At 57.9% G+C, this 14,196-nt stretch carries 17 protein-coding genes; 8 read left to right on the top strand and 9 right to left on the bottom strand.

Annotated elements, in window-relative coordinates; all coding sequences use genetic code 11:
* Position 1: 1 nt before the first annotated feature.
* The 3 genes from mnmE to Q1A91_RS11955 form a co-directional block, all read right to left on the bottom strand.
* Positions 2–1,285, bottom strand: a complete 1,284-nt coding sequence (gene mnmE, locus Q1A91_RS11965) for a tRNA uridine-5-carboxymethylaminomethyl(34) synthesis GTPase MnmE (protein ID WP_299877268.1) — start codon at positions 1,283–1,285, stop codon at positions 2–4.
* 31 nt (positions 1,286–1,316) lie between these two features.
* Positions 1,317–2,588 (bottom strand): transcription termination factor Rho, encoded by a 1,272-nt coding sequence (rho, locus tag Q1A91_RS11960; RefSeq protein ID WP_299877265.1) that lies wholly within the window; start codon positions 2,586–2,588, stop codon positions 1,317–1,319.
* 124 nt (positions 2,589–2,712) lie between these two features.
* Positions 2,713–3,162, bottom strand: a complete 450-nt coding sequence (locus Q1A91_RS11955; RefSeq protein WP_299877262.1) for a CopD family protein — start codon at positions 3,160–3,162, stop codon at positions 2,713–2,715.
* 402 nt (positions 3,163–3,564) lie between these two features.
* Between Q1A91_RS11955 and Q1A91_RS11950 the strand changes: the two genes are divergently transcribed.
* The 4 genes from Q1A91_RS11950 to dnaQ are packed head-to-tail and all read left to right on the top strand — an operon-like array spanning position 3,565 to position 6,263.
* On the top strand, positions 3,565–4,164 hold the full coding sequence (locus tag Q1A91_RS11950; protein WP_299877259.1) for a Maf family protein: 600 nt from the start codon (positions 3,565–3,567) through the stop codon (positions 4,162–4,164).
* Positions 4,161–4,994: a shikimate dehydrogenase gene (locus Q1A91_RS11945; RefSeq protein WP_299877257.1), complete on the top strand. Its 834-nt coding sequence runs from the start codon at positions 4,161–4,163 to the stop codon at positions 4,992–4,994. Before Q1A91_RS11950 ends, Q1A91_RS11945 begins: the two co-directional genes overlap by 4 nt.
* The gene (gene coaE, locus Q1A91_RS11940; RefSeq protein ID WP_299877254.1) at positions 4,994–5,584 is read left to right on the top strand and encodes a dephospho-CoA kinase; all 591 of its coding nucleotides are present in this window, start codon (positions 4,994–4,996) and stop codon (positions 5,582–5,584) included. The genes Q1A91_RS11945 and coaE overlap by 1 nt, the downstream gene beginning before the upstream one ends.
* Positions 5,577–6,263, top strand: coding sequence for a DNA polymerase III subunit epsilon (dnaQ, locus tag Q1A91_RS11935; RefSeq protein WP_299877251.1), 687 nt, complete (start codon positions 5,577–5,579; stop codon positions 6,261–6,263). The genes coaE and dnaQ overlap by 8 nt, the downstream gene beginning before the upstream one ends.
* On the opposite strand, the gene secB is transcribed toward dnaQ, so the two are convergent.
* Both secB and Q1A91_RS11925 read right to left on the bottom strand, forming a co-directional pair.
* Positions 6,260–6,742, bottom strand: coding sequence for a protein-export chaperone SecB (secB, locus tag Q1A91_RS11930; protein ID WP_299877248.1), 483 nt, complete (start codon positions 6,740–6,742; stop codon positions 6,260–6,262). The two genes, dnaQ and secB, sit on opposite strands and share 4 nt — an antisense overlap.
* 74 nt (positions 6,743–6,816) lie before the next feature.
* Positions 6,817–7,323 (bottom strand): FxsA family protein, encoded by a 507-nt coding sequence (locus Q1A91_RS11925; protein ID WP_299877245.1) that lies wholly within the window; start codon positions 7,321–7,323, stop codon positions 6,817–6,819.
* Between the two features lie 104 nt (positions 7,324–7,427).
* Between Q1A91_RS11925 and Q1A91_RS11920 the strand changes: the two genes are divergently transcribed.
* The 3 genes from Q1A91_RS11920 to Q1A91_RS11910 are packed head-to-tail and all read left to right on the top strand — an operon-like array spanning position 7,428 to position 9,699.
* On the top strand, positions 7,428–8,087 hold the full coding sequence (locus Q1A91_RS11920) for a Tim44/TimA family putative adaptor protein (RefSeq protein WP_299877241.1): 660 nt from the start codon (positions 7,428–7,430) through the stop codon (positions 8,085–8,087).
* Positions 8,088–8,128: 41 nt separating this feature from the next.
* On the top strand, positions 8,129–9,121 hold the full coding sequence (locus tag Q1A91_RS11915; protein WP_299877238.1) for an MltA domain-containing protein: 993 nt from the start codon (positions 8,129–8,131) through the stop codon (positions 9,119–9,121).
* Complete coding sequence (locus tag Q1A91_RS11910; protein WP_299877236.1) at positions 9,118–9,699, top strand: Smr/MutS family protein; 582 nt, start codon at positions 9,118–9,120, stop codon at positions 9,697–9,699. The genes Q1A91_RS11915 and Q1A91_RS11910 overlap by 4 nt, the downstream gene beginning before the upstream one ends.
* On the opposite strand, the gene Q1A91_RS11905 is transcribed toward Q1A91_RS11910, so the two are convergent.
* The 3 genes from Q1A91_RS11905 to hslV are packed head-to-tail and all read right to left on the bottom strand — an operon-like array spanning position 9,696 to position 12,812.
* Positions 9,696–10,913 carry an MFS transporter gene (locus Q1A91_RS11905; protein WP_299877233.1) on the bottom strand — a complete coding sequence of 406 codons (1,218 nt, stop codon included), beginning with the start codon at positions 10,911–10,913 and terminating at the stop codon, positions 9,696–9,698. The two genes, Q1A91_RS11910 and Q1A91_RS11905, sit on opposite strands and share 4 nt — an antisense overlap.
* Before the next feature lie 37 nt (positions 10,914–10,950).
* On the bottom strand, positions 10,951–12,258 hold the full coding sequence (hslU, locus tag Q1A91_RS11900; RefSeq protein WP_299877231.1) for an ATP-dependent protease ATPase subunit HslU: 1,308 nt from the start codon (positions 12,256–12,258) through the stop codon (positions 10,951–10,953).
* Complete coding sequence (gene hslV, locus Q1A91_RS11895) at positions 12,255–12,812, bottom strand: ATP-dependent protease subunit HslV (protein WP_299877229.1); 558 nt, start codon at positions 12,810–12,812, stop codon at positions 12,255–12,257. The genes hslU and hslV overlap by 4 nt, the downstream gene beginning before the upstream one ends.
* A gap of 101 nt (positions 12,813–12,913) precedes the next feature.
* Here hslV and Q1A91_RS11890 point away from each other — a divergent pair, with 101 nt between their 5' ends.
* A complete protein-coding gene (locus Q1A91_RS11890; RefSeq protein WP_299877226.1) occupies positions 12,914–13,819 on the top strand; it encodes a hypothetical protein in 906 nt (301 codons plus the stop codon).
* A 48-nt stretch (positions 13,820–13,867) separates the two neighbouring features.
* Here Q1A91_RS11890 and trxA read toward each other — a convergent pair whose 3' ends face one another.
* Complete coding sequence (gene trxA, locus Q1A91_RS11885) at positions 13,868–14,188, bottom strand: thioredoxin (protein ID WP_299877224.1); 321 nt, start codon at positions 14,186–14,188, stop codon at positions 13,868–13,870.
* Positions 14,189–14,196: the final 8 nt, after the last annotated feature.

Raw genomic sequence — 14,196 nt, 5'->3', positions numbered from 1 at the left:
ATCACTTGCCCAAACAAAAACTGGAGAAGATCTCATCCAGCAGGGATTCAACGTCAACCCGACCGATCAGCGCTTCCAGGCACCTTATCACATGCCGCAACTCTTCAGCAGCAAGTTCATAGCGATCAGGACCCGACACCAGAATTGCATCTGTCTGCGTCAATCCCGCCAAGGCCTCTGTCAGAACAGACCGATGACGCGCATGTGTCGCGATACCCACCAAAGCAGCTCGCCCTGCCAAAGCCTCCCGCACCTGATCAATCAGCTCATCCACACCCTGCCCCGTCAGTCCAGAGACACCCTCACCATCTCCCCGCAAGTCTGCCTTCGGCGCAATAACGATATCACCCTCCACCGGCGTCAGCTTCAATTGCACATTTTCTTCAGACAGAAAGACCCTCAGGTCAGCACCCCGCGCCCGCTCAATCGCACGATCAATACCAATCACTTCGACCACATCTTCGCTGTCCCGCAATCCCGCCGTATCCAAAAGCGTCACCGGCAGACCGCCAAGGTCCATACGCACCTCAATCACATCCCGTGTCGTCCCGGCAATGTCCGAGGTAATCGCTGCTTCCCGCCCAGCCAGGGCATTCAGCAACGTCGATTTCCCAGCATTCGGCGCACCCAAAATCGCGACCTCAAACCCGGATCTGATACGTTCTGCAACCTGACTCCCATCAATCTCCGCTTCAACCTCAGACCGGACGGCCCGAAGCAGATCGTTCACCTCTGGCGTGACATCAACCGGGACATCTTCATCTGCAAAATCAATTGTCGCTTCCAGCAAGGCCGCCGCCCGGATCAACCGCGACCGCCATCCATCCACCAGTGTGCCCAGATGGCCCGAAAGCACACGCAGGGCCTGCTTTCGTTGCGCTTCGGTTTCCGCATCAATCAGGTCTGCCAACCCCTCAACCTGCACCAGGTCGAGCCGCTCGTTGTCCAGCGCACGGCGGGTGAACTCCCCCGGCTCCGCCAGCCGCGTGGCGTCAAATCCAGACAGGACATCAAAGAACGCCTTCACCACCGCGATACTGCCATGGAGATGAAATTCAACAACGTCTTCGCCGGTGAAACTATGGGGTCCTGCAAAGGCGAGGATCAACGCCGTATCAATCCGGGCGCCATCCGCCCCCCGCACAGCCCGTACAGCAGCCTGCCGCACGGGAGGCAGTGGCCCTGCAACCTGTTCGGCAATCTCAAACGCCCACGCACCCGACAACCGGACCACGCAAACACCTGCGCGGCCCATCGCCGTAGCTTGGGCATAAATCGTCTCCATTTCACATAACCTATTGTTATTATGAAATATTCTAGGTGTTCATCGAATCGAAGAAGTCTGAGTTCGTCTTGGTCTGCTTCAGCTTCCCGATCAGGAACTCAATCGCATCCGTGGTCCCCATCGGGTTCAGGATACGGCGCAGCACAAAGGTCTTCTGGAGATCAATCTTGTCGACCAGCAGATCCTCTTTCCGCGTCCCGGACTTCAGAATGTCTATCGCCGGGAACACGCGCTTGTCTGCGATCTTGCGATCCAGCACGATTTCAGAGTTACCCGTGCCTTTGAATTCCTCAAAGATCACCTCATCCATCCGCGACCCGGTATCAATCAGCGCAGTTGCGATGATGGTCAGCGAACCGCCTTCTTCAATGTTGCGTGCCGCACCAAAGAACCGCTTGGGCCGTTGCAGTGCGTTGGCATCCACACCACCGGTCAGAACCTTGCCGGAGGACGGCACAACCGTGTTGAATGCACGGCCAAGGCGCGTGATGGAATCGAGCAGGATCACCACATCACGTTTGTGTTCCACCAGCCGCTTGGCTTTCTCGATCACCATATCGGAGACAGCCACGTGACGGGTCGCAGGTTCATCAAAGGTCGAGGATACAACTTCCCCTTTCACTGACCGCTGCATGTCCGTCACTTCCTCGGGCCGTTCATCAATGAGCAACACAATCAGATAACACTCGGGATGATTCTTCTCGATCGAGTTGGCGATGTTCTGCAACAGAACCGTCTTACCCGTGCGCGGCGGCGCCACGATCAGGGACCGCTGCCCCTTCCCGATGGGAGAGACCAGGTCAATGATCCGGGCAGAGCGGTCTTTGACCGTCGGATCGTCCACTTCCATGGTCATCCGTTCATCCGGATAAAGCGGTGTCAGGTTTTCAAAGGCAACCTTGTGACGGGCCTTCTCAGGCTCTTCAAAGTTGATCTTTGTGACCTCTGTCAGGGCAAAGTAGCGCTCATTGTCGTCCGGGGCCTTGATCAGCCCCTGAATGGTGTCTCCGGTCCGCAAAGACCACTGTCTGATCATGTCGGGCGACACATAGATATCATCTGGACCCGGCAGATAGTTGGCCTCCGGAGAGCGCAGGAATCCAAACCCGTCCTGAAGCACTTCCAGAACCCCATCGCCGGAGATTTCCCATCCCTCATCCGCGCGCTCACGCAGGATCTGGAACATCATCTCGCCCTTGCGCATGGTGGAGGCGTTCTCAATCTCCAGCTCTTCGGCCATCGCCAGAAGGTTCTTCGGCGTCTGGGCCTTCAGATCGGCCAGATTCAGCGTATCAGTGGTCATGGAATATCCTTTGCAGCCGTCACGCAGGTTCACGCGGCTGGTCGTCACAGAATGGGAAGCAAAAACATCACCCGGACGGGCAACGCTGCCATATAGGCGCCGACCCCCGTCAGAGTCAATCAGATCAGAACTTCAGCACCACAGAAAACACGATCACGATCATCAGCACCGTCGGCACTTCGTTCATCATCCGGTACTGTTTGCCTGTCAGCGTGTTCTCTCCCGCTTCAAACCCTCGGACACGCCGCATCAACCAGATGTGGAACGCTGTCATTCCCAGAATGCCAAACAGCTTCGTCCAGGGCCAGACATAGGACCAATCGACAATCCCCGGTGTGGCCACCAGCAAAATCCCAAAACCCCAGGTCGCCATCATCGCAGGGTTCATGATCACTTTCGCCAGTTTACCTTCCATCATGGTAAACAGCGCATGGGTCTCCCCACTCAACCCCACCCGTTCCGTATGATGCACCATCAGGCGCGGCAGATAGAACAGGGCGGCCATCCATGAAATCACGGAGATGATGTGAAACGCTTTGACCCACAGATAGGCTGAGGCAAGAATGTCAGACATAGGACCCTCCGTTCCCCGCCTTTCATATATAAATAAAGAAAAGAAGAAAGATGATGATGTAAGTAGGGTGCCCGATTTCTGTGGATTATTGGTTTGCCCCCGATCTTTTTCACAACGGATAAGTCGATCCGCGCTTCCGGGGATAAACGGTCAGCAAGACAATTTTGTGAGGGAAAATCAGCGCAGGCATGCACCCCGCTTGGCCACCGTCCTGTGGATAGAAAACCTGGACCATGTGTATGGCCCCGATTCCCCCACGGATCAGGCTTATCCTCACACACAGGTGCGGGAATCGTTATGAAACCCATGACGAAGCCGTCAAGCATTTCTGTTTCTCGATCTGCCTAGATATTGTGGGGAAAACCCTTAAGAAGTCCTTAAGATTTCGCACAGGATATCCACATGTCTCATCCTCTCATTCTTGCGTCAGGATCGCAGATCAGGTCCCAGCTTCTGACGCAGGCCTGCGTTGCGCATGAGGTGATCCGTCCGCTTATTGACGAGGACATGATCAAACACGCCCTTCTGGCGGAGGAGGCCAAGCCCCGCGATATCGCTGATACCCTCGCTGAAATGAAAGCCCGCAAAGTCAGTGAAAAACACCCTGACGCTTTGGTTCTGGGATGTGACCAGGTGCTTGACCACAAAGGCACGCTCCTGTCGAAAGCCCCCGATCCGGACGCTGCACTGGCGCAGCTCAAGTCACTGCGCGGCAGCCAGCACATGTTGCTTTCCGCGGCCGTGATCTGTGAAGGGGGTAAACCGATCTGGCGTCATATCGGGCAGGTTCGCCTGCGCATGCGGGCGGCAAGTGACAGCTACCTTGAGGATTATGTTGCCCGGAATTGGGACAGCATCCGCCACGCCGTCGGCTGTTATTTGCTGGAAGAAGAAGGGGTCCGCCTGTTCTCTCACGTGCAGGGGGATTACTTTCATGTCCTGGGTATGCCACTTCTTGAGCTGCTTAACTATCTGACCCTGCGCGGAGACCTTGCCACATGACGCCCTCCAGAATTCCTCTTGCCGGTGTAATCGGCTCTCCGATTGCGCATTCGAAGTCGCCACAACTGCATGGCCATTGGCTCAAGACCTACGGCATTCCGGGTCACTATATCCCGATGGACATCGCCTCGGACGATCTGGCCGAGACCATTCGCATGTTGCCGCGGATGGGATTTGTCGGGGTGAACATCACGATCCCCCACAAGGAAGCGGTGCTATCAATCGCGGATCTGATCACGGACCGCGCCATTCTGATCGGGGCGGCGAACACGCTGATCTTCCGCAAAGATGGAAAGATTCACGCCGATAATACAGATGGCTATGGCTTCATGGAAAACCTCAAGACCGGCGCGCCGGGTTGGGATCCCCGATCCGGCCCGGCTGCGGTGTTGGGTGCCGGGGGCGCTGCGCGTGCTGTCATCGCATCGCTATTGGATGCCGGCGTTCCTGAAATCCTGCTGTCCAACCGCACTCGGGTCCGGGCGGATAAACTCAAAGCCGACTTCGGCAGCCGGTTGCAGGTCTATGACTGGGTCCAAGCGGGCAACATGTTTGATCACGCAGCACTCGTGGTGAACACGACCTCCCTTGGGATGATCGGCAAGAACGAAATGCGCGTGCCGCTTGACGGTTTGCAGAAAGGCGCCGTCGTAACAGATCTGGTTTATGCGCCGCTCAAGACACAACTCCTTGAAACCGCAGAACAAATGGGCTGCATAACTGTGGACGGCCTCGGCATGTTGCTGCATCAGGCTGTGCCTGCGTTTGAACGCTGGTTCGGCACCCGGCCCGCTGTTGATAGTGCCGCGCGCGCGGCGGCCTTGCGCTGATGTTTCTTTTGGGTCTGACCGGTTCCATCGGCATGGGCAAATCCACGACCGCGCAGATGTTTGCCGCCGAAGGATGTGCCGTCTGGGATGCAGATGCTGCGGTGCACCGACTCTACAGCAAAGGTGGCGCGGCTGTCGCACCCATGGCCGTAGCTTTACCCGCCGCCGTCGAAGAGGGCGCGGTGTCCCGTACACAGTTGAAGGCGATCATCGGGCAAGATCCGACAGCCTTGACCAGAATCGAAGCCATCGTGCATCCCCTTGTCGCCAAAGACCGCGCCGATTTCATCGCTGCGGCCAAATCAGACGTGATCGTTCTTGATATCCCGCTCTTGTTTGAGACGGGCGGGGACGCAAAAATGGACGCAACAGCCTGTGTCAGGGTCGATTCAGATACGCAGAAGGCCCGCGTGATGGATCGGGGCACAATGACCGAAGCGCAATTTGAAACCATCCTGTCCAAGCAGATGCCGATTGACGAAAAATGCGCCCGCGCGGACTATGTGATAGAGACAGATACACTTGACCATGCCCGCACGCAGGTGCGCGCGGTGTTGGCAGACATTCGGGAAAAAATTGCACATGCGTGAAATCGTATTGGACACGGAAACCACTGGTTTCGACCCTGAAACCGGCGACCGCATTGTCGAGATCGGCGCGGTTGAACTGATGGGCCATGTCGCCACCGGCAAGACCTACCACCAATACATCAACCCCGAACGCGCAATGCCGGATGAGGCCTTTCAGGTTCATGGTCTGGGGGATGATTTCTTGCGCGACAAGCCGAAGTTCGCGCAGATCGGGCAGGCGTTTCTTGATTTCATCGGTGACGCCAAGCTGGTCATCCACAACGCGGCTTTCGACATCAAATTCCTGAATGCCGAATTGAAATGGATGAACCTACCCCAAATCCCATGGGAGCAGGCGATTGATACCCTCGCCATTGCCCGAAAGCGGTTTCCCGGCTCTCCCGCGTCACTGGACGCGCTCTGCCGTCGGTTTGGCATCAACAATGACGCCCGCACCTTGCACGGCGCGCTTTTGGACAGTGAAATTCTGGCCGAAGTGTATCTTGAGCTGATTGGCGGCCGTCAGCCGGACTTTGCGCTGTCCCAACAGCCCGCGCAAACGGCGGAAAGCACGGCCACGGTGTGGAAACCGAAGCCACGTCCAACGCCCCTGCCCGCGCGGGTGACGCCGGATGAAGCCGCCGCCCATGCTGAGTTCATCAGCAAACTGGGCGACGATCCCATGTGGGTAAAGACTTAAGCGTCTGCTTTTGGTGGGTTTTCGGCCTGACGGCGCGCGATTTCGTTCCGGTACAGTGACAGGAAGTCGATGTTTTCCAGGTTCAGCGGTGGGAAGCCACCGTCGCGGGTGATGTCGCTGACAACACGGCGCAGGAACGGGAAAATCATGCGTGGACATTCGATCAGCAGGAACGGATGGATCTGGTCATCCGGCACGTTCTCAATATGGAAAATGCCGACATAGTCAATTTCCAGCACGAACAGCGTGGTGTCGCCTTCTTTCGCCTTGGAGGTCACGTTCAGCTTGATGGCGGATTCGTACTGATTGTCCGTGGTGCGTTTCTTGGCATCCAGATTGACCTGCACCTGCACGTCAGGCTGCACATCAGCGGAGGCACCCTTTTGGGCCATGATGTTCTCAAAAGACATGTCGCGGATGTATTGGCCCAGCACACGCATCTGCGGTGCGACGGGTTGTGTGGCTTCGTTCTCTGCCATTGGATGTTCCTTGTGGTGAATTCAGGTTGGCGGCGGCTTATCAGGTTGATGCCCTGCCCTCAATGCCCCTGGCTCTAATGCTTGGTCCAGCCGGAGGGACCGTCTGGTTTGCGGTCCTCCCCCTCGATTTCGTGAAATTCACCGTCGATGACATCCCCGCCCGTAGGGCCGCGCCGACCGGATGGGTCGTGTGGTTGGCCAGGCTGGTGCCCATGTGGTGTCCCGAAACTGTGGACCTGAACCCGTTCCCGCAGCATCTTGTATGCCGCTTGCCGGAAACCGGGGATCAACAAGGCAAAGCCGAGCGCATCTGTAAAAAACCCCGGCGTCAGCAGCAAAGCGCCGGCAAAAAGGATCATCGCGCCATGCACCAAAGGTTCCGTCGGGTCGCGCAGATCGTTGAAGGATGTCCGCAGCTGGCCCAAGGCCATTGCGCCCTGCGTGCGGACCAAAAACGTCCCTAACACAGCGGTGATCAGCACGATCAGCAGGGTCGGCCACAGGCCAATTGCACCTCCAACCTGAATGAAAAGCGCGATTTCAATCAGCGGTACGGCGATAAATGCGATCAAAAGCCACATGACGGCATTGTCCTTATCTGGGGCGCGGAGTGGACTCACCCCGCTCATGCACCTACATAAGACCAGAACTCCGATGTTTCCATGTTTTGCCTGATGAGGTTTCGATGAACTCTCCTATGCTACAGCTTCTGGTTCTTGCCGGTATTGCTGTTTTTCTGATCCTGCGCCTGCGTAATGTGCTGGGCACCCGCGAAGGGTTTGAAAAGCCCCCCGTCGTGGATCAGGCACCGGCGCGCCGTGAAGGTCCGGCTTTTGAGGTGATCGAAGGCGGGCCGGATCTGGACATCACCGATCACTTCCCGGAGGACAGCGATCAGGGCAAGGCGCTGGCAGGAATGAAACGGCTAGAGCCATCCTTCAACGTCGGTGATTTTCTGGGTGGTGCCCGTGGCGCCTATGAGATGATTGTCATGGGCTATGAGCATGGCGAACTGGCGGAAATCCAGCCCTTCCTGTCCGAAGAGATTTACGAAAGCTTCGTTGACGGCGTCGCCGCGCGGGAGGACCAAGGCCTGACAATCGAAGCCAACTTCATCGGTGTGCGGGAGCTTGAGTTGGAAGACGTCACGCTTGATCCTGACACCAACGAAGCCGAGGTGACCATGCGTTTCGTGGCAGAGCTGAATTCCGCGGTGCGCGACAAGGCGGGTGACATCATCGAAGGCTCCCTCACTGAGGTGAAAAAGCAAAAAGACACTTGGGTGTTTGCCCGCATCATGGGTTCGGATGATCCAAATTGGTTGCTGGTTTCTACAGACGGGTAAGACATGCGATCTTTGCATTGGCTGCGGTTGGGGCTTCGTTCGTGACCCCCGCGGCAGCCACGGATGTGTCTTACAGCGTTCTTGAATTTGATCAGCTGGATGGCTGGGACAAGGACGACCACGCCGCCGCCTTTGATGTGTTCCTGAGCACCTGCGGTGACATGAAGCCTTCTGACTGGCGAGCGGTATGTGCCTACGCCCGACAAAACCCCGATCCTCGGCAGTTCTTTGAACTATTCTTTCGGCCGGTCCTGATCGAGGACGGCCAGGACCCGCTCTTTACCGGCTACTTTGAGCCGGAACTTGAGGGCGACAAATACCGCTCCAACCGCTACCGCTTCCCGGTCTATGCGATGCCGAACGAGGCAAAGCAGAATTCGCCCTGGCTGACCCGTCGCCAAATCCTGACAAGCGGCGTGATGGATGGCCGCGGCCTTGAAATTGCGTGGGTCGATGACCCGGTTGAGCTTTTCTTCCTTCAAATTCAAGGGTCCGGGCGTATCCGTCTGCCAGATGGATCCTACATCCGCGTCGGCTATCGCGGGGCCAATGGGCATCCCTACCGGTCCATCGGGGTCGAACTGGTTCAGCGTGGCATCTACCAACCCCATCAGGTCAGCGCCGAGGTGATCAAGAACTGGGTCCGCCGCAACCCGGATGCAGGACGGGAGCTTTTGTTCCACAATCCGTCCTATGTGTTCTTCCGCGAAGTCAATCGTGTCCCCGCAGACAAAGGGCCGCTGGGGGCAATGAACCGGTCTGTGACCACGCTCCGCTCCATTGCTGTTGATCCCGCCTATGTCACGCTCGGCTCTCCGGTCTGGGTTGAGAAGGACGGTGCCGATCCGCTGCGGCGGCTGATGATCGCGCAGGATACCGGCTCCGCGATCAAGGGCGCGCAACGGGCGGATGTGTTCTTTGGCACCGGCGATGACGCAGGGCGCGCGGCCGGCAAGCTGCGTGATCCCGGACGGATGCTTGTGCTGATGCCCATTCAACGCGCCTATGCCCTGCTGCCTGAAAGCGCGATATGAAACGGCGCGGATTGGACAAGGACGACCTTGAGCTTTGGCGCAGGGTCACGGAGCGGACGGAAAAGCTTGACCTGAAATCGCTGTTTACGCCCGAGATTGACACCCCCTCCCCCTCCGTTCCGGCGATCCGAAAAGCCAAGACCATTGTGCTGGGCAAACCAAACCCCAAACCCCGGCGCAACACCCATGACTTGTCACCCGCCCTGCCCGATCAGATGAATGCCGCCCCGGTGCAGATGGATCAAAAGGCCTTTGGCAAGATGAAGCGCGGCAAGATCAAACCAGAAGGGCGGATCGACCTGCATGGCATGACGCTGGACCGTGCCCATCCCGCGCTCAGCCGGTTTATCCTGTCGGCGCATAAGAACGGAAAACGGCTGGTGTTGGTCATCACTGGCAAAGGCAAAGTGCGCGACGAAGGTGGGCCGATTCCGGTGCGGCACGGTGTTCTGCGCCATCAGGTGCCGCAATGGTTGGGTATGGCGCCACTGTCATCCGTGGTTTTGCAGGTGACACAAGCGCATGTCAGCCACGGCGGTGGCGGTGCATATTACGTCTATCTGCGGCGTCAGCGTTAGCGGCCCAGCGCGGGTCTGTACTTGAAAATCCCGAATGCCGCCAACCCGGCTGCACCGAAATAGAACAGCGCGATCGGCAACATCTGCGCCTGAAAATCCACGCCCCAGTCGATCAGCGCGCCGGTCACACCCGGGCCGATGGCGGAGCCGAAAACCATCAACGCCGCCGCCGCCGATTTGATCGCGCCAATGTGCCGTGTGCCGAAATATTCAGCCCAGAAGGTCGATGCACCCGTCGCCTGCATCCCCTGCCCGATGCCAAAGATCACCAACCCCACGCCGGCCATGAAAATAGTCTCTGCAAAGGCCAAAACGACAAAAGAGAATGCAAAAGGCAACATTTGAACAGGCACGATCCTGCTGACCCCGAAGCGGTCAATTGCCCAGCCCGATGCGAACGTCGCCGTGATCGCGGACAAGGTATAAATCGGCATCAATGCCACGTAATTCACCAGTGCCCAGCCCTTTGTCTCCACCAGATGCACCTGATGGAAGAACAACGCGGTGCCCCATGCCGCGGGCCCAGCAATCATCGGGATCATCAGGAAGAAGAGCGGGGAGCGCAGGGTCTCAGGCCGGGTCCAGTGCCGCCCGTGCATCCCGGCAATCTGCGCCTCTGCGGCCATGCTTTGCGGGGTGCGTTCCTGGCGGAGCAACACAAGAACAGCCGGGATCGTCAAAAGAACCATGCCAGTGGCCAATACCCAAAGGCTACGCCAGTGCATGACAGCAAAAAGCGCGACGAAAGCGATGGGCAAGATGGCCTGCCCCACGGCATATCCCATCGAGGACAGCGAAAGCGCTTTGCCCCGCGTCGCTTCGAACCAGCGCACCATTGCCACCGATCCCAGTTGCGACATCATACCCTGCCCGGTGAGCCTGAGCGCAAAGATCACCGCAATCAGCAGCACCCATGAGGTATTCACCGACATCGCCAGACAGGCCAGCGCCAGCGCGATCATCACACCAAGCGCCAGCGCCCGAATGCGGAACCTGTCTGTCAGCACGCCAACCCAGATCATCGCAATTGCTGATGCGGTGGTGCCAAGGGTGTAGATCCCACCCCATTGACCGTCGGTTAACCCGAAGTCGGCCTTAATCTCTCCAGCGAAGAGAGAGATGAAATAGGTCTGCCCATAGGACGACGTGAAGGTGAGCAGAAAGCCCGCCAGCAGAAACAGCCAGTTGGTGCGCAGGAAGTGGAGATAATCCATGCCCCTACATCAGATGTGCAGGGGCAAATGGAAAGGATTAAAGCACGTAACGGCTCAGATCAGCGGACCTCGTGAGCGCGCCGAGGTTCTCTTCCACAAAGGCTTCGTTCACCTCAATCACATCCCCGGACCGGTCCGGCGCGGTGAACGACAACTCCTCAAACACCCGCTCCATCACGGTGTAGAGACGGCGCGCACCAATATTTTCAACTGATTGGTTCACGTCCGCCGCGATCTTGGCCAGCGCGGCAATCCCTTCGGGGGTGAAGCTGACAGTGACCTCTTCAGTGCCCATCAGGGCGGTGTATTGCAGGGTCAGCGCGTTATCTGTTTCCGTCAGGATGCGCACGAAATCTTCTTCCGTCAGGGCCCGCAGTTCGACCCGAATGGGCAGACGCCCCTGCAATTCCGGCAACAAATCGGACGGCTTGGCGATATGGAATGCACCCGACGCAATGAACAGCACGTGATCGGTCTTCACCGGCCCGTGTTTGGTGCTGACAGTTGTGCCTTCGATCAAGGGCAGCAAATCACGCTGTACCCCCTCGCGGCTGACATCGCCACCGCGTGCATCTGACCGGGCGCAGACCTTGTCGATTTCGTCCAGAAAGACGATCCCGTTCTGCTCCACCGCATCAATGGCAGCGCGGGTGACGGTTTCGTCGTCCAGCAGCTTGTCCGCCTCTTCGCCGATCAGCACTTCATAGCTTTCAGCGACGGTGAGCCGCTTGCGTGTGGTGCGACCGCCCATGGCTTTGCCAAACAGATCGCCAAGGTTCATCATTCCCGCCCCGGCACCCGGCTGGCCCGGAATATCCATCATCTGAAAGGGGTTGGAGGTGTCTGATACCTCCAGATCAATCATCGTATCGTCCAGCTGCCCATCTTTCAGCTTCTTGCGGAACATGTCCCGTGTCCCCTCGCGCGCATCGGGCCCTGCAATGGCATCAATCACCCGCTCTTCCGCGGCCTTGTGGGCGTTGGCCTTCACGTCTTCGCGCATATGCTCGCGCGTCATCGCGATGGAGGCATCGACCAGATCGCGAATGATCTGCTCCACATCCCGGCCGACATAGCCGACTTCGGTGAACTTCGTGGCCTCGACTTTCAGGAACGGCGCGCGGGCCAGTTTGGCCAAACGGCGGCTGATCTCTGTCTTGCCGACGCCGGTGGGGCCGATCATCAGGATGTTCTTGGGATACACCTCATCGCGCAGATCGTCGGCCAATTGCTTGCGCCGCCAGCGGTTGCGCAGCGCCACGGCGACAGCACGTTTGGCGTCCTTTTGGCCAATGATGAAACGGTCAAGCTCTGAGACAATCTCGCGCGGGGTCAGGTCGGTCATTTGGAAATTTTCTCCACGGTCAGATTGCCGTTTGTGTAGACACAGATGTCAGATGCAATTGCCATGGCATCCCGCGCCACCGCTTCTGCATCGCGGTCGCTGTCAATCAGCCCACGCGCAGCGGCCAGTGCGAAGTTACCCCCCGACCCAATCGCTGCCACGTTATGCTCAGGTTCCAGCACGTCGCCGGCACCGGTGATGATCAGCAGTTCCGTGCCATCCGTCACGATCAGCATCGCTTCGAGCTTTTGCAGGTATTTGTCAGTCCGCCAATCCTTTGCCAGCTCAACCGATGCCCGCGCCAACTGGCCGGGTGTCGCCTCCAGCTTGACCTCCAGCCGCTCCAGCAGTGTGAAGGCATCGGCCGTCGATCCGGCAAAGCCCGCGACCACGTCAAACCCACCGGGCGAAAGCCTGCGCACCTTGCGGGCCGTGCCCTTGATCACCGTCTGACCCAGGCTGACCTGACCATCACCGGCGATGACAACTTCATCACCCTTCTTGACGCCAATGATCGTGGTGCCGTGCCATCCGGGGAAAGCGTGTTCTGACATAAAGTTCTCCGTTTCAACGGGTTCTATATGACCCCCCGGCGCAGGTCGCACAAGGGTGTGCGGGCTTGTCGGCCACCCGAAGCGCCGCTAGCGTCCGGGTCATGACTGATGATCTTCCGCTTCGTTTCTATCTGCATGACGCGCTGCGCCGACGCGCTGAGGCTGGTGGTCATAACTTCATCAATCTGATCTGTGAAATAGCTGAAAGTGCACGGTTTAGGGTCGAATTTCACACGACCCCGCTGCCGTTGAGGGTGCCCGATGTCCATTCCCTCTATCATATGGAGCCGCCGGCGAACGCCCGTGGATTGGTCTTTCGCAAGGTGTATCACTACCCTTTCTGGCAGATCGATCAGACATCGGAACGCTGGCATTGGGATGTGGCCAAGGCGCAGTTTGACCCCACAACCGTGTCAAATGACGCAGAACGGTTTTACCGCTTCTGGCAAAAACGCCTGTTTGAGGCAGCCCCGCAAGACACCCGGCGGGATGGCTTTGTCTATGTCCCGCTGCAAGGGCGTCTGACCCGCCATCGGTCCTTTCAGAAATGCAGCCCGCTCGACATGATCCGCCATTGCCTGATCCACCTGCCGGATCGCAAGATCATCGCCACTCTGCATCCGAAAGAGGAATATACCGCATCAGAACGTGCCAAACTTGATGCACTGGCCCGCAAGCACCCCAATCTGGAGATCGCCACGGGCGACATGGTGCACTACCTGCAAACCTGCGACTTTGTCGTGACCGAGAATTCAAGCGCTGCTTTCAACGGCTTCTTCTTTGGAAAGCCTGCGTTGCTTTTTGCGGGGATTGATTTCCATCACATCGCGGTAAAGGCGGATATGGATGACCTGCAAACAAGTTTCGACCAGGTCGCAGGGCATGCACCTGACTATGCCGCCTATGTCTGGTGGTTTTGGCAAAGCCAGAGCATCAACGCTGGCAAGGACGACGCACGAGATAAAATCGCGGCCCGCCTGCGCCGGTTTGGCTGGCCGATAGAATAAAGGGCGCCCCGACAGGACGCCCTTTCAGATTACCGAGGATCAGAAAGATCAGAGTGAATCTTCGATCCAGCTTTGCAGCGCCGCTTTGGGTTTGGCGCCGGCCATGTTGGACACAACCTGACCATCCTTGAACATGAACAATGCCGGGATCCCGCGCACACCCATCTGGGCGGGGGAATTCGGGTTCTCGTCCACGTTGACTTTGACGATCTTCACTTTTCCGTCCATCTCAGCGGAGAGTTCCTCCAAAGATGGGCCGATCTGTTTGCACGGGCCACACCATTCGGCCCAGAAATCCACCACAACGGGGATATCGGAATTCTTCACTTCGGCGTCGAAGGTGTCATCGGTGACTGCGACGGTGGCCATTTTGCTCT

The sequence above is a fragment of the uncultured Sulfitobacter sp. genome, assembly GCF_947500075.1.
In the GTDB taxonomy this organism is placed as follows: domain Bacteria; phylum Pseudomonadota; class Alphaproteobacteria; order Rhodobacterales; family Rhodobacteraceae; genus Sulfitobacter.
The sequence above is the reverse complement of the archived record's forward strand: the minus strand, read 5'-3'. Positions and strand labels throughout refer to the sequence as shown.